Source organism: Desulfuromusa ferrireducens (genome assembly GCF_055389805.1).
Genome location: NZ_AP042415.1, coordinates 360,820 through 386,584 on the forward strand (window position 1 = coordinate 360,820; position 25,765 = coordinate 386,584).

General features: G+C 52.8%; 20 protein-coding genes. 6 read left to right on the forward strand and 14 right to left on the reverse strand.

Going from position 1 to position 25,765, the window contains the following annotated elements:
* Positions 1–8: 8 nt before the first annotated feature.
* Both ACZ5PT_RS01610 and lpdA read left to right on the forward strand, forming a co-directional pair.
* Positions 9–1,343 carry a 2-oxo acid dehydrogenase subunit E2 gene (locus ACZ5PT_RS01610; protein WP_464265064.1) on the forward strand — a complete coding sequence of 445 codons (1,335 nt, stop codon included), beginning with the start codon at positions 9–11 and terminating at the stop codon, positions 1,341–1,343.
* 553 nt (positions 1,344–1,896) lie between these two features.
* Positions 1,897–3,300: a dihydrolipoyl dehydrogenase gene (gene lpdA, locus ACZ5PT_RS01615; protein ID WP_464265065.1), complete on the forward strand. Its 1,404-nt coding sequence runs from the start codon at positions 1,897–1,899 to the stop codon at positions 3,298–3,300.
* 114 nt (positions 3,301–3,414) lie between these two features.
* Here lpdA and ACZ5PT_RS01620 read toward each other — a convergent pair whose 3' ends face one another.
* On the reverse strand, positions 3,415–3,840 hold the full coding sequence (locus ACZ5PT_RS01620; RefSeq protein WP_464265066.1) for an FKBP-type peptidyl-prolyl cis-trans isomerase: 426 nt from the start codon (positions 3,838–3,840) through the stop codon (positions 3,415–3,417).
* Positions 3,841–4,116: 276 nt separating this feature from the next.
* On the opposite strand from ACZ5PT_RS01620, the gene ACZ5PT_RS01625 reads away from it, so the two are divergent.
* Positions 4,117–4,272: a hypothetical protein gene (locus ACZ5PT_RS01625; RefSeq protein ID WP_464265067.1), complete on the forward strand. Its 156-nt coding sequence runs from the start codon at positions 4,117–4,119 to the stop codon at positions 4,270–4,272.
* A gap of 341 nt (positions 4,273–4,613) precedes the next feature.
* Here ACZ5PT_RS01625 and ACZ5PT_RS01630 read toward each other — a convergent pair whose 3' ends face one another.
* The 4 genes from ACZ5PT_RS01630 to ACZ5PT_RS01645 form a co-directional block, all read right to left on the reverse strand.
* A complete protein-coding gene (locus ACZ5PT_RS01630; RefSeq protein WP_464265068.1) occupies positions 4,614–4,787 on the reverse strand; it encodes a cytochrome c3 family protein in 174 nt (57 codons plus the stop codon).
* Positions 4,788–4,795: 8 nt separating this feature from the next.
* The gene (locus ACZ5PT_RS01635; protein ID WP_464265069.1) at positions 4,796–5,725 is read right to left on the reverse strand and encodes a hypothetical protein; all 930 of its coding nucleotides are present in this window, start codon (positions 5,723–5,725) and stop codon (positions 4,796–4,798) included.
* A gap of 412 nt (positions 5,726–6,137) precedes the next feature.
* On the reverse strand, positions 6,138–9,299 hold the full coding sequence (locus ACZ5PT_RS01640) for an LVIVD repeat-containing protein (RefSeq protein WP_464265070.1): 3,162 nt from the start codon (positions 9,297–9,299) through the stop codon (positions 6,138–6,140).
* A 143-nt stretch (positions 9,300–9,442) separates the two neighbouring features.
* Positions 9,443–13,117, reverse strand: a complete 3,675-nt coding sequence (locus ACZ5PT_RS01645) for a carboxypeptidase-like regulatory domain-containing protein (RefSeq protein WP_464265071.1) — start codon at positions 13,115–13,117, stop codon at positions 9,443–9,445.
* Between the two features lie 552 nt (positions 13,118–13,669).
* Between ACZ5PT_RS01645 and ACZ5PT_RS01650 the strand changes: the two genes are divergently transcribed.
* Positions 13,670–15,460: a DUF342 domain-containing protein gene (locus ACZ5PT_RS01650; RefSeq protein ID WP_464265072.1), complete on the forward strand. Its 1,791-nt coding sequence runs from the start codon at positions 13,670–13,672 to the stop codon at positions 15,458–15,460.
* Between the two features lie 181 nt (positions 15,461–15,641).
* Here the strand turns inward: ACZ5PT_RS01650 and ACZ5PT_RS01655 are convergent, their stop codons facing one another.
* On the reverse strand, positions 15,642–16,334 hold the full coding sequence (locus ACZ5PT_RS01655; protein ID WP_464265073.1) for a hypothetical protein: 693 nt from the start codon (positions 16,332–16,334) through the stop codon (positions 15,642–15,644).
* 208 nt (positions 16,335–16,542) lie between these two features.
* Between ACZ5PT_RS01655 and ACZ5PT_RS01660 the strand changes: the two genes are divergently transcribed.
* Positions 16,543–17,148, forward strand: a complete 606-nt coding sequence (locus tag ACZ5PT_RS01660) for a 1-acyl-sn-glycerol-3-phosphate acyltransferase (RefSeq protein WP_464265074.1) — start codon at positions 16,543–16,545, stop codon at positions 17,146–17,148.
* Positions 17,149–17,175: 27 nt separating this feature from the next.
* Positions 17,176–17,700 carry an O-acetyl-ADP-ribose deacetylase gene (locus tag ACZ5PT_RS01665; RefSeq protein WP_464265075.1) on the forward strand — a complete coding sequence of 175 codons (525 nt, stop codon included), beginning with the start codon at positions 17,176–17,178 and terminating at the stop codon, positions 17,698–17,700.
* A 208-nt stretch (positions 17,701–17,908) separates the two neighbouring features.
* Here the strand turns inward: ACZ5PT_RS01665 and ACZ5PT_RS01670 are convergent, their stop codons facing one another.
* From ACZ5PT_RS01670 to ACZ5PT_RS01705, 8 genes are all read right to left on the reverse strand, one after another.
* On the reverse strand, positions 17,909–18,442 hold the full coding sequence (locus tag ACZ5PT_RS01670; RefSeq protein WP_464265076.1) for a nitroreductase family protein: 534 nt from the start codon (positions 18,440–18,442) through the stop codon (positions 17,909–17,911).
* Between the two features lie 351 nt (positions 18,443–18,793).
* Positions 18,794–19,903, reverse strand: a complete 1,110-nt coding sequence (locus tag ACZ5PT_RS01675; RefSeq protein ID WP_464265077.1) for an HD domain-containing phosphohydrolase — start codon at positions 19,901–19,903, stop codon at positions 18,794–18,796.
* A gap of 166 nt (positions 19,904–20,069) precedes the next feature.
* Positions 20,070–20,264, reverse strand: a complete 195-nt coding sequence (locus ACZ5PT_RS01680) for a hypothetical protein (RefSeq protein WP_464265078.1) — start codon at positions 20,262–20,264, stop codon at positions 20,070–20,072.
* Between the two features lie 162 nt (positions 20,265–20,426).
* Positions 20,427–20,906, reverse strand: coding sequence for a YbaK/EbsC family protein (locus ACZ5PT_RS01685; RefSeq protein ID WP_464265079.1), 480 nt, complete (start codon positions 20,904–20,906; stop codon positions 20,427–20,429).
* 2 nt (positions 20,907–20,908) lie between these two features.
* Positions 20,909–22,168 (reverse strand): tetratricopeptide repeat protein, encoded by a 1,260-nt coding sequence (locus tag ACZ5PT_RS01690; RefSeq protein ID WP_464265080.1) that lies wholly within the window; start codon positions 22,166–22,168, stop codon positions 20,909–20,911.
* Between the two features lie 237 nt (positions 22,169–22,405).
* Complete coding sequence (locus ACZ5PT_RS01695) at positions 22,406–23,497, reverse strand: phosphotransacetylase family protein (protein ID WP_464265081.1); 1,092 nt, start codon at positions 23,495–23,497, stop codon at positions 22,406–22,408.
* 208 nt (positions 23,498–23,705) lie between these two features.
* Positions 23,706–24,563, reverse strand: a complete 858-nt coding sequence (locus ACZ5PT_RS01700) for an HDOD domain-containing protein (protein WP_464265082.1) — start codon at positions 24,561–24,563, stop codon at positions 23,706–23,708.
* Between the two features lie 23 nt (positions 24,564–24,586).
* Complete coding sequence (locus tag ACZ5PT_RS01705; RefSeq protein ID WP_464265083.1) at positions 24,587–25,636, reverse strand: threonine aldolase family protein; 1,050 nt, start codon at positions 25,634–25,636, stop codon at positions 24,587–24,589.
* Between the last annotated feature and the right edge of the window lie 129 nt (positions 25,637–25,765).

Sequence of the window (25,765 nt, forward strand, 5' to 3'; positions counted from 1 at the left end):
GGACCAGCATGCTACACGAAATAATCGTCCCCGAAGTTTCTGACGGCGTTACCGCCGGACTGGTCATCGCCATCAGCGTTGCTGTTGGAGATCAAGTTGATGAGGATCAGACCCTGCTGGAACTAGAAACCGATAAGGCCGTGGTTGCCATCCCCACGCCCGTGGCCGGACAGGTCACCGCAATCAAGGTTGCTGAAGGGGACAAAGTGGCGATCGGCGCGGTGATCATGCTGGTTGAAGCCGCCGCTACCGCGAGTCAGGAAATTACAACTGATGCTCCTGAGCTAGCACCAGCCAAAGCAACACCGGCACCAGAGCCCGTAGTCGAACCCACGCCCAAGCAACCATTACCGCCGCCAGTCTTGCCGCTGCCAGCAGAACCGCCTCTCGACCTAACCAGTATCCGCCGTGATGATCGGGTCGCTCCTGCGGCACCTTCGGTGCGTCGACTGGCCCGAGAACTGGGGGTCGATATCTATCAAGTACAGGGTTCCGGACCCGCTGGCCGCATCAGCGCTGAGGACGTTCGCCTGTTTGTTCGTGACACTATGCAGCGACTCACTGGCGGCGGATCGACACCAATGGCAGTCGGAGAATTTGCTGGCCTGCACGCGCAACGACCGCTGCCCGATTTCAGCAAATGGGGAGAAACCAGCCTTGAACCGCTATCGAAAATTCGCGAACTGACCGCCGATGCCATGGCTTATGCCTGGTCAACTATTCCGATGGTTACCCAGTACGACAAAGCCGACATTGAAGAACTGGAGGGATTTCGCAAAGACTTCAATTATCAAATGACCGCCGAAGCCAAACTGACCATGACCGCCATTCTGGTCAAGGTCTGCGCCGCGGCGTTGAAAGCCTTTCCGCGTTTCAACAGCAGCCTGGATCTGGCGCGCAACGAGCTGATCCTTAAGCATTATCAACATATCGGCGTCGCCGTCGATACAACCAGCGGGCTTTTGGTGCCGGTGCTGCACGATGCCGGAGAAAAAGGCATAGAGCGGCTGGCCGTTGAATTGAACGAACTGGCAGAAAAAACCCGGCAACGCAAAATCAGTCCGGCGGAAATGGAGGGTGGCTGCTTTATTATCAGTAACCTGGGTGGTATCGGTGGCAGCGCTTTTACGCCGATTGTTTATGCGCCACAGGTGGCTATTCTTGGCGTTTCCCAGGCGGAGATGCAACCGGTCTGGAACGGAAGGGAATTTGAACCCCGACTGATGTTGCCGTTGTCGCTGAGTTATGATCATCGGGTGATTGATGGGGCGGATGGGGCGCGGTTTTTGAGGTGGATTTGTGGGGCGTTGGAGAAGCCGATTCATTTGGTGATGAAGGGGTGATTAAGGGGGGAAACCGTCGGGTCTCGGCCCGACAGCCGACTGCATTTTCTTTGAAAGGCTGCAAAGAAAACGAAGCAAAAGAAAGCAGCCTTTTTATTACTGTCGCGAGAGGTCTCGGCGCTGTTAAAAACTATGTGGTCAGATGAATCCAAATAGGTCTTGTCGCTGTTGCTCCTGAAAGCGAAAGGCCCCGGACGAGCGAAAAGCCGCTCGAACGGGTTAAACGGGAAATGCCGTCGGAGCAATGGAAATAACAGCTTGGATCTACCGATGGATCCCAGTTCCAACGGAACCTACAAAGAAACGCCGCTCCCGTTTAGCCCGTGTGAGCCTGCGAGCCGGGGCCTTACCGGGTTCTGCCGAATGGACTTACGGCTTGATTTGATTTGTTTTGCCATTGAAAAGAGTCACCGCAACCATGAGGAAGAAATAAAAAAGCCATTTTTTGCTTACTTTTTTGTTGGCTTGGACAAAAAGTAAGGCGTCTGGCGGGACGCAACCCGCCGGTTTTGACTGAGCCAAAGACATCAACAACGGAAAGGTTGAGTTCCGCATGAACAATATCCCCGAAAAGGCCCAACTAGTCATCATCGGCGCCGGCCCCGGCGGCTACGCCGCAGCCTTCAAAGCCGCCGAACTCGGCCTCAACGTGACCCTGATCGATCCCGAAGCCAACCCCGGCGGCGTCTGTCTGCAGCGCGGCTGCATCCCCTCCAAAGCCCTGCTGCATGTCGCCAAACTACTTGCCGAAAGCGAAGAGTCGGCAGAGATCGGCGTCACCTTCAGCAAACCGAAGATCGATCTCGATCGCGTGCGCGACTGGAAGAACGAAATCATCGAAAAACTGACCGGCGGACTGGGGATGAAAGTAGAAAAACTAAAACTAACCTACGTTCGTGGCAGCGCACAATTCAAGGACAACCAAACCCTGTCAATAACGACAACCGACGGGGCAACCGGAGAGATGACCTTCGAACAAGCCATCATCGCCACCGGTTCACGGCCGATCATGCTGCCGGGTACCAAGCCGGGCAGCACACGGATCATCGACTCGACCGGTGCGCTGGAACTGACCGATGTACCGAAATCTTTGCTGGTGGTCGGCGGCGGCTACATCGGCCTGGAGTTAGGATCAGTTTATGCCGCACTGGGGAGTAAAGTCTCGGTGGTTGAAATGACCAACGGTCTGCTACCCGGTTGCGATCGCGATCTGGTGTCGGTCCTCAAGCGTCGTCTGGATAAAAAGTTTTCCGCCATCATGCTCAGTACGAAGGTGACAGAATTAAAAGAGCAGAAAAATGCTGTACAGGTGATGCTGGAAGATAAGAAGGGAGAGCAACTCAGCAAAACGTTTGACAAGGTTCTGATTGCCATCGGTCGGCGACCGAACAGCGAAAACCTGGGGTTGGAAAATACCGCCATCACCCTCAATGAAAAGGGCTTTGTTGAGGTCGACGGTCAATTATACACAGCAGAGCCACATATTTTTGCCATTGGTGATATTGCCGGGGAACCGATGCTGGCCCACAAAGCCTACGCAGAAGCGAACGTAGCCGCCGATGTCGCAGCTGGCGGCAACGCGGTGTTCGATCCACGGGCAATTCCAGCGGTGGTTTTCACCGACCCGGAAATTGCCTGGTGCGGGTTGACTGAAACGCAGGCGCGGGAACAGAAACTGAAGGTCAAAACCGCCAAAACTCCCTGGCGTGGCAACGGTCGGACCCTGACCCTGGGGCGGGATGACGGGATCACCAAACTGATTGTCGACGCCGAAACGGATCGGGTACTCGGCGTTGCGGTCGCCGGTCCCGGTGCCGGGGAGCTGATCGCCGAAGGGGTGGTCGCTCTGGAGATGGCCGCGGTGAGTGAAGACCTGCGCAAAGCAATCCATCCCCATCCGACCCTGTCCGAGACCATTTACGAGGCCGCGGAGACGCTGTTCAAAAAACCAACTTAAGCCCTAAAAAGAACACCTACATTAACTGAACAGAATAGGCAGATAAAAGGCCCATCTTCAATTCTCGAAGTTGGGCCTTTTAAGTTTTCAACCGTTATATCAGATTCTCGCCGACTAAAGAATCTCGATCAATTCAAGAGCAAAATTGAGGTCTTTACCAGCCATCGGATGGTTGGCATCCATGACAATTTCATCTTCGGTCACAGTTTTAACCGTCAGTAACATCTGGCCACCATCTGGAGACTGGGCCTGAAACTGCTGGCCAACCAGAGGGGCAACACCCTCTTCGAATTGACTGTGGTCAGTGGTGAAAACCATCTCGGGATTATAGGCACCGTAGGCATCCACTTCCGGAATCCGGACCTGCTTCGACTCACCAACTTCCATGCCGGTAATCGCCTGTTCAAAACCGGGGATCACCTGTCCAGCACCGAGTTCAACATCAAGCGGTAGGGTTTCACGCGAGGAATCGAAGACCTCACCATCGTCGAAGGTTCCGGTGTAATGGACTTTAACCTTGTTGCCAGCTTCTGCAGCCATGATATCTCCTAAATGTTCAGCTAAAAAGAGAGGGCAGTGTCATGTATCACTGCCGACGAAATAGTTGATTGGATCAGTCACAGAAGATTTACATTGCTGGCAGGTAAAATCAACCCCTGAAAGTGAAAAAAATTAACAGCGGTAAAGTACAGATATGATTCAACAAATAACATCCAGGCTAAACAACTTCACTTTCGCTAAAACTCCGGCTGAGTATCCCCGGCTATTTATGCTAAACTCGAAGCTCTTAACCATTTTCCAGGGAGGAGTTATCATATGAGTGAAAAAGATGATCGGGGGAAACGGATTGCAATTATGGCGATAAAAGAGAATACTTCCAAAAAATTGGAGCTCGAAATTCTCAACCTTATTTCAAAAGGCTATACTCTGAATGACTTGAGAAAGTCAGGCTACTCTCAATATCTCTCCTAGTATCCACCTGCAGTTAATGCAGGGCATACCAATAGCTAGTAAACTCTAGAGCCACAAGATCTGTCGATCTGCGTGGCTCTGCGTTTTTCTGCCTGCATGGTCGTTTATATCCGCTACGCTTCCCGACACACTTCCTTTCCAGCCTTAATTCATTCGCCGCTCCTGCTATCCCCTCCAATAGCGGAATATCCCTGAGCACTTTTAGGGGACAATTCTCAAAAATAATTTTCAATCTTTAAAATTGACAAACCCCAGATCAATCTTGACCTGGGGCCTGGTTGCGACATTGTGTATAGTTAAAGATGGCGCTCAAAATCCAGAACGACTGGCAAGCAGCCCCACTAATCCTTTTGGGTGTGACAGACAAAGCAGCCGCAGTCGCTATTGGACTGACCGGTCTGGCAGTCATCGTAATTCCAGCGAAGCATGTCTGGATACGGCGACCCGTGCGGACGATGACAGGAGATGCAGGTGACAACATCACTTCCCAGTTGAACAGCTGTGGCATTCTTCATACCAGCTGTCAGGTTCTGCTTGGCGACTGGGGCCAGTGGATTGTATTCAAGGTAGTTTTGATACTCCCCGCGGTCAGGAATGACCACGTCACTGGGGTGACGAATCCAGGCACCCTATTATTCAGTCCCTGACCTTCATTCATCATATGGTGAAAGTTCCCATGGCAACCGTTGCAAAGCTCCCCGATAGAGGAGTTACTCAGATAGGTACCTACCGTTCTAGCATAAACGGTATCGGTACCAGAGTAGGTATTATGGTTATCGGCTGAGGGATTCTGCTCCCAATCCTTGGCTTCAATTCCCGCCACCCAAGGTCTGGAGTTTGGACTATTGTCAGAACCTTCCACAATCGCCCCGAAAAACCTGTCCATGACACCGCCAAGAAAGCGGTAAGATCCACCAATGACATCAACGACCGTAGCTGAGTCATCGGCGTGATGTCGGGGGGTATGACAACCGGTACAACCGCTATCGGCAGTTGCAAGCGTACTATGGCAATGGCAGCCGCTGGCCGCGTTGGACGGATACCCAGGGCCCACAGAAAGGTTCTGGTCAACATTGGAAATTCCGAAGACATTGTGCCCCTTCGAGTCATCCCCCTTGGCAACCCAATAAAAATTGCCCCCGGCCAAAGCAGAACTGCTAGTCCCATCAGGAGGATAGTCAGGAGCACTGCCACTGTTAAATACGATGGGGATTTTCGTCTCGCCGAGAGTCACGATGGTGGACGCACCACCACTGGAATGACAGCCGACACAGTCTGTCGTGGTCAATGACGGCCGCATTAGATTGTCAGCATCAATAGCCCCTTGTCCGTCCTGGCTGCTGTGCATGGTATGGCAGTTGACACATGAGCCTCCGACCATGGCAAACACGGGGCCACAGACAAAGATGGACAAGGTGCAGACAAACAATATCAAGCAGCGCCTGAGAAGCATGTTCCCTCCTGAAGAATATTTCTTACACAATTGAATATACATTTAAATGGCCCCCTCAAATGGAAATCAATACGGCCTTGAATCCAGCATAGCTAGTCATGCCCGTACGCAGGCTTATCCGAAGTTTCGGCATGAGGTATTCCCGAAAAAGCAAATCATTTGGATAACTTGCGCCAAGTAACCGCTGGTAGATATTGAAAAAGTATGATTGAGTCGAGCAAAGCCAGTACCCTAGCTAGCTACGAGGAAATAACGGCTTAAAGGAGGACAGATAATACTGCAGCGAATTTGTTAGAGCAGGGACCTTGTCTGGCTATTTGGCAGGGGGGAGAGGGATTACACGGGATCAGGAGATAAAAAGTGGCGTTGAAAAAAGGAGCGCCCCGAACGGAGCGCTCCCAGAAGATGTTGATTATTTAAACAGAACCAGACCTCCGGCACCATCCCCGATATAAAGACGGCCGTTGGAAATGGTCACATCCGAGGCTTCGGCTGCGGTGTTTTTAATGTCCAATAGCTGCGGACTCGCCGGATCGGTAAAATCAATCTTGACCACACCGGCTGCACCGAAGGCAACGTACAGGTAGAGACGACCACTTTGGGTCGTGTAGTCCATGCGCATCGCCCCGCCGGAAACCTCCTCGTACCCTGGGATCAGCTGTAGCTTGAAACGACCCAGCACCTCGGGACGGTAATCATAACTCACGATCCCCCGATTCGATTTTTTAAACAGGTCGGTGGGATCCGTTCCCTCAGGCAGTGGCGCGATCAGATCGGCCATGCTGTAGCAGACAACGCCAAAACTGTCGTAAGTGAAGTAGGCCTTGTCGCCGATCACCTTAACGTCGCTGGCTTTGCCGTCAGCCGAACCGACATCACCATCCTCGTATTTGATCGGCTCAAAAACCTTGATCGTCCGCATATTATAAACATCGGTGACATCGGCGACACCGATACCGAAGGGACCGGAAGCGACCAGAGCGTAGCGCTTGCCACTGACCGGATCTTGCCAGAGGTCGACCCCATGGGCCGTGCCGAACAACGGCTTGGCCTTGGTTGTGCCCAAATTAGCGACAAAGAAGCCGCTGCCGGGCAGGGTCGGATCCTTGCTGACGTCATAAACAGTCAGACCGTTGGAGCCATCGGCAACAAAGGCCAGATCACCGAGGAATTTAACCCCGTAGGCGTGGTCCTGCTGATTGAGTTCCTCGACATTTAATACTTCGTTGTTGTGCTCATAGATATCGGTGGGCGCCAGTTTAAGCATCAGCGGCGCTCCAACCTGACCGGCTCCCGCCTCAACCTGATCGATAGCGACACGGCGCAGTCCGTTTCTGGCGCACAGGGCCCAAGCGTTCTCGCCGCTCGGATCGATGACGTTACGCACCGTGTGCGAAGGCGGATAAATGGTTTCGCCGTTCACGGTCACCGGATACTCATTTTGCACGGTATTGGCGACCAGATGAACATCGTCGGTCGGATAACCGGCATCGTCGGTGATCTTCCAGGCGGTGACTCCGTGGGGACCGTCGGAAACATACAGGTAATTATCCGATGTCGCGACTCCAGAGGTATGGCCGATGGAGATCGTTTGGGTCGGGCTGCCATCCGGCGCTGCGCCGATCTCATCGGTCGGTGGGAAATAGCCGTTGATCTCGTAGCGATCAGCCATCTCGGTAGCACCCAGATCTTTGAGGTCGACAAAGACAAAACCGCCAGCTCCGGAGCATTCGAGCAGATCAATATTTTCTGCCGCCTCCTCAATGCTATCGAGGAGAGCCAAGTTGTTGCCGTGACCGTTTAACTCGGCGGTGGCAAGCAGACAAGGAGCATTAAAAAAAGCACCCGGCAGAGATTCATTGTCCGCCGGATCAAAAGGCGACATGTCGTAAGAAGAAACATTTTCCCAATCGGGAATATGGTCGCCGGCGATGACATTGTCATCGTTGTTGTAAGGCGTGCTCGCCCCATGCCAGTGCAGATCTGGAGTGGCGGCATTGTCGAGTACCACCAGCCCTGCGAAATGATCACTCAGATAGACCCGGTCGCCGCTGACCCGTACTGCGCGAACACCCGACTCCTTGAGCTTGCCGGCCCCCTCATAGGGGAGCAAGCTGGCTGGCTGTGAGCCGGTTTCATCGGGGCCGTTGGCGGGTACGGCCGGGAAATAGCCAAGATAGCGAGGGTGATAAAAGTCGTTGTCTGTGGCGTGTTCAAAACCACTGATATCGACGGCCACCACCCCGCCCAGAGAATAGGCGATGTAGGCGATGGTGCGGTCTGCCTGTTGGGTGATGTCAACATCGAGGGCCTGATAAAACCAGCGCGCTTCGCGTTCCAGATCGGCCCAAGGGTGCGGGATCTCCACGCTTTTGTTCTTGCCTTTGCTGCCGCTGCGAAGTTCGTAGTTGACCTGCCGATAATCGGGCATGCCGGTAAAGCCGTTCAGGTAGGGTTCGCCAGTCGCAGCGTCGTGGCCGACGTTATCGGCAACAACCATCGTCCCGAAGTAATCCTCGTGCCGGGCGCTGTCGGTGTACAGGTTGTAACCACCGACCTGCTCAAGACTGCTGGGATCAAAAATCCCCAGGCCGAGCACATCGAGCGATACGAACAGCTTTCCGCCGTACAACTGCAACCCTTGAGCACCGCCCCAGGGGCGTTCGCCGGCATACTGAATGGTAGCGATCTCCTGATCGATCACTAAGGTGCCATCGGCTTCACGTAGATTGTTAATCAGGTTGGCGATGGCAGTTTTGTGAATCCCATATTCAGCGTCACCCAAATAAAGGCTTTCCGCATCAGTTTCAACTGCAACGATCGGTGCCTTGTCGCTGGCAATAGTATTGCCATAGAGGATACTCCCGCCCCCCTCGGCAAAGGTGACATCTTCGAGCAGGTAGTTCACCTTGGCAACCGTCACCAGCTTCATGTTAACGGGATCAGTAACATCGACCAGCGCGACTCCAGCACTGCCCAAGGCCGCAATTGCATAGTTGACGCCATTGTAATCGATGACCTTCAGATCCTTGATGAAACCAGGCAGGACAATCTGAGCAACATCACCTTGCGGGATGCTGACCGGCGTCGCCTTTAGCGCGGTGCCGACATTGAACAGACACCACTGCGCGCCATTAACGGTAAAACGCGCCACGGCCGTACTCGACCCGCCGATCTGCACATTTTCACCCGGCACCTGAGTCATATCGGCAGGTTGTACCTGCACGCTGACTTGTCGGGAGACAATCGAGCCATCGACTTCGCTGGTGCTTAACTGAAAGACCAGCTCTGTCTCTGCGGCAACCTCAAGAGTGCTGACATCGGCCGTGGCAGTGGTCGACGAAAGCGCCAATAACGGAACCTTCGGCCCGCTGATCTGACTCCAGGCTGAAACGCTCGGACTGCCGGCAACCTCTGCCGTCAGGGTAATCTCAGTGGCTCCGCGCTCCATAAACGTATTGGGGTTGGCGTCCAGCGAGAGGATCTCTGCCGCGGCAAAGACCGGTGTCGTGCTGAAGCCACAGCAGATCAGCAGCAGTCCTGCGATGGTAAGAATTTTAGCCTTGATATACATTGTTGCTTCGCCTCCTTCCCTCGTTACGAGGGTTCCCAATAAAAAATTGACCTGTAAAGGCCTGTCGTACTCACAAAATGGCAGCTAACAAAAAGAGTGGGAGCGTCCTCCCCGGACGCTCCCGATTGAATCACAATTGCACTTTATTTAAACAGCACCATGCCACCACCGTGGTCGCCAACATAGAGGCGGCCATTGGCAATTTCGACATCAACACATTCGGCCGCCGTATTAACCACTTCGACCAGTTGCGGATTTGCGGTGTCGCTGTAGTCAACTTTGACCACACCGGCTTCACCGAAGGCAACGTACATCATCAGTTTTCCGCCCGCTTCAGTGTAGGCCATCTTGACTGCGCCACCGGACATCTCTTCGTAGCCGGGGACCCATTGCAGCTTGAAACGACCGACAAATTCAGGTCGGTAGTCGTAGATGACCGTTCCGTCGACTTCCTTTTTGAACAGTTCGGTCGGGTCGACACCATCTGGCGCTGGCAGAACGAGATCGGCCATGGCGTAGGCCAGCACGCCGAAGCTGTCGTAGGTGAAGTAAGCATTGTCGCCGATTACTTCGACGTCGATTGCTTGACCATCGGCGCTGCCAATATCGCCATTTTCGTATTTAATCGGCTCAAATACTTTAACGACGTGCATGGCATTGACATCAGTGACATTGACCACCGCGACGCCGTAAGGACCACCGGCGACTACTGCATAGCGGCTGCCGGTCGCTGAGTCGGTCCACAGTTCAACACCCGAAGCGGTGCCGAGCAGCGGGTTGCCGATGTTGTAGCCGATGTTGCCGACAAAGAAGCCACTGCGCGCATTGGTTGAATCTTTGGTGATGTCGTAGATGGTCAGGCCGTTGGTGCCGTCGGCAACATAAGCGTAGTTGCCGAGGAATTCGACATCGTAAGCTTGATCCTGATAGTTGAACTTCTTGATCACGCCCCAGTCGCCATTGTGCTCAAAGCTGTCCTCGATGAACGTTTTGAGCAGGAGTGGTGAGCCGATTTGACCACCGCCCGCTTCCACTTGGCTAATAGGGATTCTGCGCAGACCGTTGCCGACGCAGAGTGCCCAAGTGAATTCGCCGCTTGGGTCGATAACATTACGCACGGTGTGCGATGCCGGGTAGATCAATTCGTCGCCGACCAGTTCTGGATACTCATCCTGCAGAGTATTGGCAACCAGCTTGACATTATCGGTCGGGTAACCGAACTCATCGGTGATCTTCCAGGCACTGACGCCGTGAGGGCCATCAGAGATGTAGATGTAGTCAGGTGTAGATGCAATGCTGTCGGTATGACCCAAAGCGATGGTCTGGGTGGCGCTACCGTCAGCGGCGGCACCAACCTCATCGGTGGTCGGGAAGTAGGTGCTGATGGCAAAACGATCGGTCATCAGCGGAGCAGTGATGTTACTGACATCGACCTGGACGAAACCACCGGCACCGGAGCATTCGAGCACGTCGATCTGACCAGCGTTCGTAACATCGATAGTGTCCATAATCTCAAGGGTGTAGCCGTGGCCATTGAGCTCGCGGGTTGCCAGTTCACAGGGGCCTTGGTAGTAAGCCCAGGGCAGTGACTCGTTATCGGCTGGATCCCACGGGGACATATTGTACGAGGTGATATCTTCATAGGTCGGGACGTTGTTGTTGGGGATGCCGTCGGTATCATTGTTGTAGGGAGGGGCATCACCGTTCCAGTTTTCTGGAGTGGCGGCGTTATCGACAATAACCAGACCGGCAAAATGGTCGGTCATGTAGAGGCGGTCACCCTGAACACGAACACTGGTGACCCCCGCTTCTTTGAGCATGCCAGCCCCTTCATAGGGCAGCAAACTGGACGGCTCGGAGAGGGTTTCGTAAGGGCCATTGGAAGGAACGGCGACAAAGTAGCCGAGATATTGGCCGTTAAAGAAGTTTTGAACCGTTGCTGATTCAAAACCGCTGATATCGACGGCGACCACACCACCCAACGCGTAGGCAATGTAGGCGATGGTGCGAGTGCCTTGCTGAGCGATATCGACGCCGATCGCTTCGTAGTACCACTTGCCGTTGCGATCAAAATCGGCCCACGGGGTCGGATCGTCGGTACCGGTCCCCTTCATGACAACGGTGATTTCAAAGTTGACCTGACGATAGTCAGGCATACCGGTAAAGGCATCGACGAACGGTTCGCCGGTGGCTGAGTCGCTGGCAACCGTTTGACTGACAGACATGGCACCAAAATAATCTTCGGTCTGCGCTTCATCGGTGTAACGATTGTAGCGGCCGACCTGCTGCATAGTGACGGGATCAAAGATGCCCATTCCCTGGGCACCGAGTCCGACAAACAGTTTTCCGCCGTAGAGGCTGATATCCACCGGGCCGCCCCAGGCATGCTCGCCGGCATATTGTACGGTACAAACTTCCTGGTCAATTTTCAGGGTGCCGTCGATTTCACGAACATCACCGAAGACGTTGAGCAAGCTGGTTTTGTGCAGGCCGAACTCGTGGTTGGCGATGTAGAGATCTACGCCGTCAGTTGCCAGGGAAGCGATCGGTGATGCGCTGCTCTGGAAGATATTGTCGTAGAGGATGGCCCCGCCACCTTCAGCGAAGATCACGCCATCAAGGTAGAAATTGACCGGCAGCACGTTTTCAATCGTCATCGTTGCGGGATTAGTTATGTTAACGATGGTGATACCGGCTTCGCCCGTGGCAATCAGTGCATACAATTGGCCGTTGTAGTTAAGGACTTCGATATCGTTAGCAAAGGCCGGAATGGTTAGGTCGTAAGAGATACCTTTAATCGGGGTTACCGGAGTGGCACGCAAGGTGGTACCAAGGTTGAAAAGACACCATTCGGTACCTGCATATTGGAAGCGGGCAACCGCAGTACTCGACCCACCGACCTGGGCATTGGCTTCCGGGTACTGGACCATGTCGGTTGGTAGTGCGACAACGGTCACTTGTGCTGTTGCTGAGTCGGTTCCGTCACTGACAGTCAGCTCGAAGACCAGCTCACACTCTGCGGCAATTTCAAGCAGACTGATATCAGCAGTTGCGCTGGCGGCGGTCGCGTCCAGAGGAACCTTTGGCCCGGCAACCTGAGCCCAGGAATAGGTCAGTGGTGCGCCCTCAACAACAGCTGCAAGAGAAATTGAAGCCGTAGCTGCTTCGAGAAAGCTATCCGGTGTTGCGGTTAAGGAGCTAATGCTGAGACCTGCAGACAGTGCCGAAAGGGCAAAATCGATGACCGTCGTCTGATCAACAATAGCCGTTGCCGGCGAGGTAAGCGCTTGATAGCCGGCTAAGGATGCGGTCAGATCGTAACTGCCAGCAGCGACCTCCAGCAAATATTGCCCTTGATTATCGGTCAGGGCACTATAACCGCCGTGATCTGCGTTAACCAGAGCGCCGATCAGTGGCGAACCGGTCGCAGCATCCAGCACCGAACCCGCAAGCGTGCCGCCGGTTGCGACGACCTCAGACAGGGCAAAGTAGAGCGTTGCTTTCGTCCCGGATTTAACTGTAGCCGAAAAAGTCTGACTGGTATATCCAACAGCAGTGGCCGTGACGGTATATTCACCGGCTGGTGGGGTCAGGATGTAGGTTCCTTTACTATCAGCGGACGCAACATAGGTACCGGTAGCACCGGTCGCGGAGACCGAAGCACCAACAATAGCGGTGCGGGTTCCGGCTATGAGAACTTTTCCGGTCAAGGTTCCGGTTCCGTCTGGTGACGGAGCGGGTTTGGCGGCAAAAGTTAAGGACGTAGTTATGAGTAGGCAGACAAAAAGCACAATTCCAAACAATCCAAGCTTTTTCATTAGGTTCTCCTCTTTAATTTTTGTTGGTATCTTTCCCTCGTTGATTCTTTTTGGAACCCTGGTGTTACTTTGATATCATCAATACCAATTAAACAGGTGGGCTGCTAGATGTTTTATGCGGCTATTGCATTGCAAATGGGTGCTACTAATAAGGGGTTAATTACATACCCCTAACCACGTTTTAAGGCCTCCCTTCCTTTTGCCCGCGGGGTACAAGCAAATATCAGACCGATTTCCTATCTACCCGAGATGAAAGGGGTATCCACCATTAAAACGATTAGATACCATAAATGTAAAGAATTCCGACATAAACTGCTGGGGATATCATGCTATATGCATAACATAATTTAACAGTTAATCAGTTTCGCATTTTGTGGAGAGAGAACGCACTTAATCGGCACCGAAAATAAAGTAAAACGCCGGGACCCATTCGCGTCACCAACCGCTTGAAAATACTTTTAGGTCAGATATTTCTTGCCGTGCATCCCTCTTCGGCGGTATCAATGTTGGCAGCAGCTAACCACGTAGCATTCAGGCCACAGCAGAGGCGCCATGTCCGAGGCAACGGTTGCAACACAACAGACCAATCCACCAGATCCGAACCTGCTTCATCAACAGGAGTACCCCGGCTATCGATTGTCTCTCCGACTTGCGAATGAACAGCTGAAATGCCGGGCCGACCTACAGATTCTTAAAGGGGTCCCGATAGCCATTGAAGCAGAAAACGAAACGACCGAAGCTGAAGAGTCAAGGTCCGAAAATAGCGCTGCGACAAACGCAACCACCCTGGATGTCGCCGCAGACACCACAGCCCTGACGCCCCCCGAACTCATTTCACTCCTGCACAAATACAACATTTCACAGACGATCAATTTTGACGGGCTGTACCGTTTCTGTGCTGCAGCGGCAGAAAAAAGAGCTCAACAGGATGTGCTGCTGGCGGAAGGTTATGGGGCGACAAGCGGAACCGACGGTTGGTTTGAACTGGCGGTGAAAACCAAACCTGAGCAGACAGAATTTGAGGAAGATGCCAACGGCAGAGTTGACCTACGCACCCTGCACACCTTTACCGAGATAGAAGTGGGACAGAAACTGGGCACCGTCCACCCACCGCAAGAGGGTACCCCGGGGATGACCGCCAACGGCTTACCGATTCCAGCCGAAAAAGGCAAGCCCTTCCCCCTGATTGCTGGCCAAGGTGTCATCCTGAAATATGATGACCGCATTGCCTTTGCAGAAAGAGCTGGCCGCGCCCTGCTCGACAAGCAGACCCTTTCCGTCGTCGATGAGCTGATTGTTTCCGGCGACCTCGATTTAAAGGTCGGCAATATAGATTTTCATGGTTATGTCGAAATCAAAGGGGATGTGCCGGATGATTTTTCGGTCAAAGCGAGTAAGGGCATACGGATTTCCGGAGTCATCGGCAACGGCCAGATCGAATCGGGAGGATCGATGGAAATCGGCAGCGTTGCCGGCAAGGAAACGGGAAAGATCATCTGCCATGGCGACTTCAAAGCCAACTACCTCAACCAGGCGATGGTCCTTTGCTATGGCAATGTCTTCGTCAGCAATGAAATCCGCAATTCGCACGTCAAGGCGACGGGACAGATCATTGTCGAGCGCGGTTCAATTATCGGTGGCAGATGCATTGCCCTGGAAGGGATAGAAGCGAAGATCTTGGGGGCCACTTCCGGGCTCCACACGGAGCTTGTTGCTGGAATCTATTTCCCCGATGCCGATCGCTTCGATTACCTGCACGAACGACTGAGCAACATCAACCGGCAATTAAAACTGATCCATGAAGCCCTCGGCCCACTGGAGCGGGTTAAAGAGTTAGGCGAAGCATTCGACAATGCCTCGGAGCTGCGACTGTCAATTTTAAACCTGCAATGGGAAAAGCTGGAGCAGGAAAAAGAACAATCAATTATGGAGCTAGCGGCCTCGCAACCGCAGGTTTTCAGCCACTGCAACCCGAAAGTCAATGCCATCAAAGCAATCAAGGAAGGGGTAAAGGTCCGGCTGGGCCAAGCAGTAACCGAGTTTAAAATCGAGCGGTCCGGCCCGCTGACCTTGATTGAGAACACCCGCGAGGGTGGGTTACGACAGCTCAGCCTGTCACCGCTGAATAAACTGGCCATCGAGATTGAGGAAGAAATCCTTGAAGAAGAATTAAGATCAGACGCCTTAACCGAGCAAAAAAAGAAGCTGCCCGGTCCATTTACCTTGGCTGGCAACAGTCGTCAAGACAGCTTGCGGCCTCCCAGCCTTCCGCCTCAGCAACTCGGCCTCGACAGTGAACGCGAAAAAGACCACCAGAACCCGGCATCGCCAACAACAGAATGACGAGCGCACGTACCGAAATCTAGTGCCTTGTAACTCTTAAAGTGTCGCAAGATTGCGAAGGGATTTGGCGTGCCAATAAGGCGTGATTAAGGGCGCATAGCACCGCTATGCAACTGAAGTCACAACGCAGGTGGCGCGTCAAAGAACAAGCAAGATGCGACGATTTAGGGGGTACAAGGTACTAGAGTCCAACCGGTAAAAAAACCGCTGTCGCAGCACTATGCACAACACGATTAACCGCCCGATCCCACTTCTCTGCAGCTATCTGCGCCATCACATCCTGATACGCGATCAGCTTACCAAAGAGACGTTCAAAGCTTAAATTTCTCGCCTCATCGGCCAGGCTATTGGTCAGTAACAGTGGCCTCCCTTCGGCATCAAGACGATACTTCAAACGCCAAACCAGAATTTCGAGATTACGGGCACTATTGTAAAGCTTCTGCGGATCGAGACTGTCGAGCATAAAAAATTCCGGCTGATCATTATACGAACTGCGCACCATGCTGATCATGCCAACCATCAAAGCAAACGTGCGATCCCCCGCATAATCCGGGTCGAGCGCGAAGAGTATCGCCGGTACACCGCGCAAGTTATTGACTTCAGGAAAAACCAGGGAGCGGTCAGCATTAAAAAGCTGCGCAACACGCTCATCCAACGACGACACTGGTCCTTTCTTCAATTCGCGCGGATTGCGACGATAGAGTTTAGTCGTCAACTCCTTGAGCAGCTCCTCAATCCGATCAAGATGCGCGTCGGCAACCATGTCGATATCAGACTTTAACAAATTTTTAAATTCGGGAGAGGAGCGACTACAACCGCAGAGCAGCAACAACGGAACAAAGAGAAGCAGGAAACAAAGGCGAAGCAAATACATAAAATTTCTTACCACAATAATGGTTGCCAACAACCAACAGAACCAACTCTATTCGATGCAGAGCAACCTGGAAAGTTCAATTCTTTGCCCCTACTTATTACAGTTTTTTATAATTACGAGCAAGCTTTCACTGCTCTTTTGTCCTGTTTAAACGCTATGATTTCTACAAGAATGACAATTCTGACAAATTATCGCTACAATCTAAGGCATGCAGACCACAGCATCCCTATTACCCCGCCGAAACTGGTCCATCGCTCAACGCGTCGCGAAACGGCTATTACAGCTGTTCGGCTGGCGTTTTGCGCAGCAGCCACCCGAGCTGAAAAAAGCGGTCTTCGCTGTTGCCCCACATACGTCCAACTGGGATTTTGTCATCGGCATGGCGGCAGCACTCGCTCTCGATCTGGATGCCGTCTGGTTGGGAAAGAACAGCCTATTCAATGGTCCCGGGGGGAAAGTACTGCGCAAATTGGGTGGCATTCCAGTCGACCGCGCCCATCCGCATGGAGTCCTTGAACACTTGATCGACGACTGCGAACAGCGCCCCCATTTCATCATTGGCATCGCCCCGGAAGGGACCCGCAAAGCGACCAGCCCGTGGAAAATCGGCTGTTACCGGATTGCTCACAGCGCACAGATTCCCCTGGTTCCGGCCGGACTCGACTATCAAAACAAGATCATCTTCTTTTGTTCCCATTGGGTTCCGGGAGCGGATAAAGAACTGGAGATGAAGCGATTGAGTGATTGCTTCCGCGCGGAAATGGCGAAAAAACCGGAGAATTTCCTCCCCCACGGCAAGCGGAACAACGCCTGAATAGCAGCAGAGAAGGGAATTCAGCGGATGACGGCAATAGACATTCTACAAGGGGATATCACGCAGCTACCAGTTGCGGCGATCGTTAACGCAGCAAATACCAGACTCCTTGGAGGCGGTGGTGTTGATGGCGCGATTCACCGCGCCGCCGGGCCGCATTTACTCGAGGCGTGCCGCTTGCTCAATGGTTGCCCGACCGGTGAAGCGAAAATCACCGACGGCTACCAGCTGCTCGCCGAGAAAGTGATTCACACCGTCGGCCCGATCTGGCACGGCGGTCAGCAGGGGGAGGCGCAGCTGCTGGCCAACTGCTACCGTAACAGCCTGCAACTGGCCGCCACCGCAGGCCTGCAGTCGGTCGCCTTCCCCTCGATCAGCACCGGCGTCTATGGTTATCCGATCGGCCAGGCCTGCCACATCGCCATCAGCGAAACCCTGAATTTTCTGCAGCGACCCAGCTCTTTGAGCAAAATCATTTTCTGCTGTTTTTCCAGCGAAGACACCGAACTCTATCGGCAAACGCTGGCAGAACTGAGGTTGCAGAAAAACTAATTCTGGCTATCTATTTCGCTCCACCACAAATCGGTGTTGCGATAATTCTTCAGTTTTTAACCACTGAACACACGGAAGACACTGAACTTGCAAGATCAAGATTTTTCCGTGAGTTCTGTGTTTTCAGTGGACAATATTTTTCAACCATTGCTTCGACGTTAAATCATTCAAGGTTGAGTCAAGGGGTTAACCCGTAAACTAATTAACGCTATTTTGACTCGACAGAGAATTTATTCCGATGGATTTTTTCATCCGCCAACGTCTCACGCGGATGGCCGGCCAACTCTTGATCGGCGTAACCAACAGCAATCACCATCGGCACTTCAAGCCCTTCCGGCAGACCAACCAGTTGGCGCACGTATTCCGAAGCACTGATGTCATCGTCATGCGGCCGCAAACGCAGCTGCGCCCAACAACTTTTCAGCCCCAACTCCTCTGCGGCCAACTGTGCGTCAAACGCAGCAATCGAACTGTCCTCAATCCAGACATCCGACTTCTGCGGATCGGCGGCAACCACGATTGCCAGTGGCGCAGTGGCAAAAAAAGCCGTGCCGTTCGCCTTAGCCGTCGCCAGCTGCTGCAACAGCTTTGGGTCATCAACCAGCACAAACTGGCCGGGTTGGAAATTACGTGAAGTCGGCGAGCGCAGCAGCGCCTCACAGAGCAGTTCAATCTTTTCCGCTTCGACCGGTTGCGATTTAAATTTGCGGATACTGCGGCGCTGACGTAAAAGTTCAAGCATAGATATTCCTCCTGAGTTGATAATTGAACAGACTTTGCCACAGAGCTCTTTGACTTCTCAAAAGAAAACCAATCATTTGTCAAAAAAATAGGCCTGGATAGAGGATTAAGTTGATTTGACAATTCAACTCGCAAGCGCTTGCAAAAATCCTTGGAGATCCCCTCCCTGTGTCACCCATTTAAAGGCACCGGTCAAGGAGCATAAATATGCCCTGTAAGAGAAAAACATTTTTCTCTTAGTTTTGGTTTAAGCGTAATCACCTGCATCGATGCCATTGCCTCAAAGCGACTCTCTCGGAGACATCGTTCAGAAATGAAGAGACGGCATTTTTATGACTGACGTTCCGATTAATCAGTCAGTCCACGATGTTTTAATATCCAGGATGCCGCCGATATTCGCGAAAAAGAGGTCAACAAGGTGTGGGTCGAGAGATTTTCCGGCCTCATCGCGGATAGATTGCTGACATTCTGACTCCTCAAAGGCATTTTTGTAGGCGCGAGTGCTGGAAAGCGCATCGTAGATGTCGGAAAGGCTAACAATGCGGGCTTCGATGGGGATTTCTTCGCCTGTTAGTCCATGGGGATATCCTTTGCCGTCCCAGCGCTCATGGTGGCAGGCGGCGATAATCCGTGCCATGATAAGTAGCTCAGATTCCCGGTCAGATGAAATCATCATTTCTTCGGATGCTCCGGGGGGGTATGATCCTATTTCATCATTCGACGCGGTTTCTAAAATCTTTACCCCAATCTCACAATGCTTCTGCATCTGGCGCCATTCATCGCCATCAAGTTTGCCGGGCTTTAATAGGATACGATCAGGAGTGCCGATCTTTCCAATGTCGTGCATCAGACTTGCCAACTGAATTAATTCGCAGGTTTGATCAGGCAGATCGCATGCCTGCGCCAGAAGCCGTGAGTATTTACTGACGCGGACAACATGTGCGCTCGTGTTATTGTCGCGAAACTCCGCTGCTCGGCCAAGGCTGTGTATGACCTGCACGTAATTCTGTTCCAGTTTGAAATAGGCGGCTTCAAGTTGACGGGTCCGCAGGGAGATCATTTCCTCTAAGCGATTGCGATATTCGCGATTTTCGCGAATCAGACGTGCCCTTTCAAGTTCTTTTTCGACAGCGTGCCGCAGAATAGACAAATCGATGATTGGTTTGAGTAAGTAGCTCCAGGCTCCAAGGTGGACCGCATTAACAACGTCGCTGATGACACCGGTCCCTGAAACCATAATGATCGGGAGGTCAGGATCTTCTTTGCTTACAATTTTGAGTACATCCAACCCGTCAAGTTTTGGCATCCGCATATCAAGCAGAATCAGGTCGGGCCGTTGTGCCCGAAACATCTCGATGCCTGAGATACCATCTGCGGCTTCGATCACCCGGTAATCAAAATCCTCCAAATAGAGTCGAAAACTATCGCGAACCGACGCTTCATCGTCGATAGTCAGGATCAACGGGGAATCATCCATGGGTGCGTAACTCCAGAAAGATTATAAGCTGATACTCTAAGTTATCGCCTAGAATACTGGGGAGTCAAGCCAGTCAATGGCGAAATAAAGTGAGTACTCCGCAGATAGCCCCCCTACTTTTTCTGCAAGCGGCCCATGGCGGCGTTAAGACTCAACCGTAACCGCTCCAGCACATCGGCCAGTTGGCGATCGATTCGAGGTGGGTCTTTTCACTGATGTCGCGCAGGAAGATACAGCGATAACGATTGGCCGTTTTGTAGACCGAACAACCGAGCAGGCGGCCCTGGTAATTCACCTGATGATTGACATGACCGACGTGATCAAAGCGTTTGCCGACCGCATACAACCGAAGAATCGAAGACAGATGAGAAAATCTGGACGGGAAGAATGCCCTAGCAGATTGAACTTACAAGATTAATGTGGGAGAAAAAACCAAGAAACTTAATGAAACCCAGGCTCAAGACCAACAAGCCAACAGGTGGATTTGAAAAACGTTTTAAACTAGAAGTTATAAAGGCAGAGACAAGGGCTGGCAAACGTTAACCGGCAAGCCGCCAGTCAGCTCCTCCAGCTGGACAAAACGGATCGGCACAGCGGAGAAATCGTTGCCGGCAGCGGCATAAACCTGCTCAAACCGCTGCAAGGAGACATCCAGCAAAACCGGCAGTTCGGCCGGAAACAGAAATGGACAAACACCACCGGGGGCATAGCCGGTATGGGACAAGACCTCATCAGCCTGTGGGAATTTAACCTTGCCGGAAAAACCAGAGGCCTGCTTCAGCAGCGAGCTCTTCACTTTCATATCACCACAGGTCACCACCACAACCGGCTGGCCACCAACTAAAAACAGCAACGTCTTTGCGATTTCGGCGACCGAACAGCCAACAGCGGCGGCCGCAGCAGCGGCGGTCGGTGTTGGCTGCTGATATTCCCAGACCTCGATCTGATGAACCGCCAGATACGCGCTGACCTCGGTAATACTTGGCACGCTCAGGCCCCCTGACTGGCCAAGAGCAGGTCGGCTTCTTGCTTCAATTCCGCATCGAGGCGCGGATCATCCACCACCTTATTCAGCAATGCAAGCCCTTCCTTGCGCCAGTTGCGCGCCAGGTAAGTCTGTGCGACCCGCAACTGCCAACGTGGATTTTGCGGATCCTTGCGACAGGCATCATTAAACGTATCCAGAATTCTCGCCAGATCCCTTTCCTGACGGAGCAGAAATTCTGCCAATTGCAGACTGATGCCACCACCACAGCCGCCCCCGGGCAGACGCTGCAAAACCGCTTCCGCTTCTTCCAACTCGCCCGCCTGCTCCAACAGGGAAGCAGCCAACTGCAGAAAGTCCGGTGCCGTAACGCCGACAGCCAAAGCCTGGCGAGCATGGCCGAGAGCGAGCTCAGTCTGCTGCTTCTGCAAGCGGACAATCGTTAACTGGACGTGACAAAAAGCCGGATCCTGCCCGCCCTCCAGCAGCTGCTGCAATAGAGTCAACGCATTATCCGCCTCACCCAGAGAAACCAGCAGGGCGACAAGAGTCTCTGTCGCCGCCGTCATCCGCGGATCAATTTGCAACGCCTTTTCGAGGCTTTTGCGCGCTTTTTTCTCCGCGCCGCACCGAGCCTGAGCAGAACCGAACTCAAACCAGTAGAGCGCATCCTGATCCTCAGGTTTCACCTGTTGCCAGATCGGCAAGGCCTCCTCATCCTGTCCAGAGTTGGACAACAAAAAGGCCTGCAGAAAGGGATCCCCCTTTTGCCGATAAAGATCGGCAATCTGCGGCGGATAAGAGGTCAACAGCAACTCCAGCTGACTGTCGCGATCGGGCAAATCGAATTCATCATTGCTTAGCGGCTCCAACTCCTGCGGTCCGCAACTGCCACAGGAACCACCAGCATGACTTGGCTCCGGTGCCTCGACAATCGGAATCAGCGGTTCTTCGGCGAGCTGCGCAATCTCGCTCCGCAACGTTGCGCTGCAAACCTGCTGCAGCGCTAACTGCAGATGCTCCGCCGCCCGTTCGGCATCTCCCGAACGCTGAAAGCCGAGCCCTTCCTCCAGGTTGAGCCGCGCCAGACCATCGCCGGCAGCGACCTGCAGTTGCTTTGCTTCGGCAACCTCAGCGTCAGCCAAGGGTTGCTCAAGCAATTGTTCCGCCAGCAGCTTGGCATCAGCGAAACGCTTCTGCTCAACCGCTTTGCGCAAGCCTGCGATCGAAGCTCCGCCACCAAATATTTTTTTCAGAAAACCCATGTAATGTAACCTTTTAAAGTAACTGTTTATCCACTTGACTCAACCTTGAATGATTTAACGTCAAAGCATGGTTGAAAAATATTTTCCACAGAAAGCACAGAACTCACGGAAAAATCTTGATCTTAAAAATTCAGTGTCTTCCGTGTTTTCAGTGGACAAAAACTGAAGAATTAACGCAACACCGATTTTTGGTGGAGCAAAGCAGATGACCAGATTAAAGTATTATCTTCAGACCACTTAGAAGAGTGCATCAATCATTTCAAAATCGAGTTCCGTCTCCGCCAATTGCTGGACGAGACCAATCTTTTGAAAATCATCAGCGCGGATCTTGGCGACATCTTCTTGAATCACCGTGTAAACTTCGGCCGAAGGGTTTGTGGTCCGCATGTAGGGGATCTCCGCATCGTCGAGAACCCGCAGGACAATATCAGCAATCGGCGCCACTCCGGTGATAATCAGACCGGCTATTTTGGTTTTAAATTCCGGCAGGTGATAGAGGGTCGCCAGCATAACCAGCACCTCGTCGCGACTGCTGGTGACAATGACCAAGGTGGATTCCAGCAACTTGTCAACCACCCGCTGGGTGGACGCTGCACCGAGCTGGACCTGATGAACAATCTTGCGGCTCTGTTCTTCGTCAGCGTTCAATTTCAGCTTCAACAACGCCGACAGATAGGTCAAGGTCGGATTGGCCAGAATCGGGGAATAGTTGAAGCCACCGACCACCTTGATCCCTGAGTCACGAAACGCCAGACCGATATAGTGCAGGATCATTTCCCGCTTGGAACGCATCAGCTTGTTCGGCAGAATCGCCCGCACTTCGGCGCCCGACTCGCGAAACATCGACAGATTCAGATGAATATCATCGATCACGCTGCCGACCCCGCCGCCGGCAACCATCAACACCGGCGCATTAAGTCGCTTGGCGACATGCGCGTTGCTCAGACCGACCACCGAGCCGACTCCGGAATGTCCGGCGCCCTCGATAATCAGAAAATCGCATTTCTTTTCCAATTCGGCAACCGCCTGCTCGATCCGCTCAAGGTAGTGCCCGGCGTCGATGCGACCGTCGAGGACCTTGCGGGTGGTCTGCGAATGCAGCACCACCGGCGACATCAACTTGAGGTCGTCATCCATACCGTAAACATTGGCCACCAGAGCGGCATCAACATCAACGTCCTGCCCTTTGTAATTGGTCAGTTTCGGACCGAACGGCTTGATAAAGCCGATCCGCTGGTATTTACGCTGCGCCAGGTGCAATAAAGAGATACTGGTTGTAGTTTTCCCGGTATTCTGGCCAGTCGAGGCAACAAAGATTTTTTTGCACATGACAACGAATCCTCAAAAACAGGGGGCAAAACAGAAGATAAACCACAACTGAAACTAACATGGCTTTATCGGCAGCAGCAAGTCCTCTTAAAACCCGTGCCGCACCCTGTCCCGCTAATTACGGCCAGACTTCCAGAGACCACGATTTCTGCAGATTTTTTTTGAGGGAAACACTACGGAGCAAGTGGCGGTTTTCAATCCGGATAGCTCAGGACAGAAACAGGTTGCGCTCTTTGATGAATGCCGGATGGAACTTTTCCAGCAGTTCGTCAATAACGAGTGGATTGGCCTCCAGGGCGATCGCTCCTGGGTTGCGGGTCATATCGACATCCTTATCCGGCTGCAAGCGACCGATACCGTGGTGAAGGCAGAAGTCACTGGCCAGACAAATAATGGCACAGAGGGTAAAGACCTCTTCATCTTCATGACGAAGTTTTTCAAACTCGTGGTGATGAAGGGTGACATTGACGATGGTTTTCGGATAATTCCAGTAATCGAGCAGCGCCGCGCCAACCATTTCATGGGAATAGGCAAACAGACCGCGCTCGACATCGCGCAGCTGGCCCTTGCCAGCATCGACAATCCTGACGACCTCCTTGTACAGATCCTTGTCACGATTGACCATCAAGACCTTGCCGATGTGGTGCTGCAAGCCAGCCAGGTAGGCTTCATTTTTGTCAATCTCGGTCAGGCGGTCAGCGATCATGCGGCTGGCAACCGCGCAACCGATGGACACTTCCCACAGGCGGCGCTCTAAAACACCATAGGTTTTGTGCGCGTTGCGCAGGCTGTATTCCATGGCGAGATTTTTCAACACGTCCTCGCCAACAATGATAATCGCCCGGTCAACCGTGTTGATCTGTTTCTGCTGCTGGTAAAATGCCGAATTGGCCATGCGCATCAAGCGCGCCGCGATGACCGGATCGAGCGATACGGCATTGGCCAGTTCCTTGATTTTCAGATCAGGTTTACGCAACAGTTCAAGCAGCTTGGTCGCGACGATCGGCGATGGCGGCAATTCCCCCATGCACTTGATAATTGAATTAAAATCTCTGAAAGTTCCCATTCTGTTATCCCATCAAAACCAGTTTAATCAGCCGCCTGAAGGTGCGCAGCAATGTTCTGCAGTTCATCGCCAAACATCAGGATATCATCTTCGCAGGTCTGCCACGAGCACATAAAGCGTGCATGACCGGAACCGATAAAGGTGTAGAAATGCCAACCGGCCTCATGCAACGCAGCGATAAGTGCTTCCGGCATCTGCACAAAGACCGCATTGGCCTGCACCGGATGCACCAGTTGCACCCCCGCAATGCGCAGTAGCTGTTCCGCCAGCAGCTTGGCACAGCGGTTGGCATGTACGGCGTTGTTCAACAACGTCCCCTGTTCCAGCATTCCCACCCAAGGGGCCGCCAGGTAACGCATTTTCGAAGCCAACTGTCCGGCCTGTTTGCAGCGGTAGTCAAACTCCTCGGCCAGTTGCCGATCAAAAAAGACCACCGCTTCACCAACCGCCATGCCATTTTTGGTGCCGCCGAAGGTCAAAACGTCGACCCCAGCCTTCCAGGTCAGATCCGCCGCCGGCAGCTCAAGCGAGGCCAGGGCATTGGCAAAACGGGCACCGTCCATATGCAACTTCAGTTGATGCCGTCGAGCCAGCTCACCGAGCACATTTAATTCGTCAATGGAATAGAGCGTCCCCAGCTCGGTCGCCTGGGTAATGCTGAGGACCTTCGGCTTAGGATAGTGGATATCGCTGCGCCGCGCTACGGTATGGGTCACCGCCGCTGGGTCAACTTTGCCCCCCTCGCCCGGCACCAGCAGCACCTTGGTGCCGTTGGAGAAAAACTCGCTGGCACCACATTCGTCGGTCTCGACATGGGCCATCTCGTGACAAATGATGCTGTGATAAGAACGACACAGCGCGGCCAGCGCCAGAGAATTGGCTGCAGTGCCGTTAAAAACGAAAAAAACCTGGCAATCGGTAGCAAAAAAATCGCGCAAACGATCACAGGCCTTGGCCGTCCAGAGGTCGTCGCCATAGGAATTCACGTAGCCACTATTGGCCTCGGCCATCGCTTGCCAGGCTTCCGGACAAACGCCGCTATAATTGTCACTGGCAAACATGTTTTTATTCATTGCCCCAACCTCCATTAAAATAAGATAACAAAGCTATCTGCCAGCGTATAGTAAAAAACTTCGCCATCAACCCCTGTTTGTTTAAACCAAAACAAAACGCCACTCAAAGCAAACTTCTATCTTGACGAT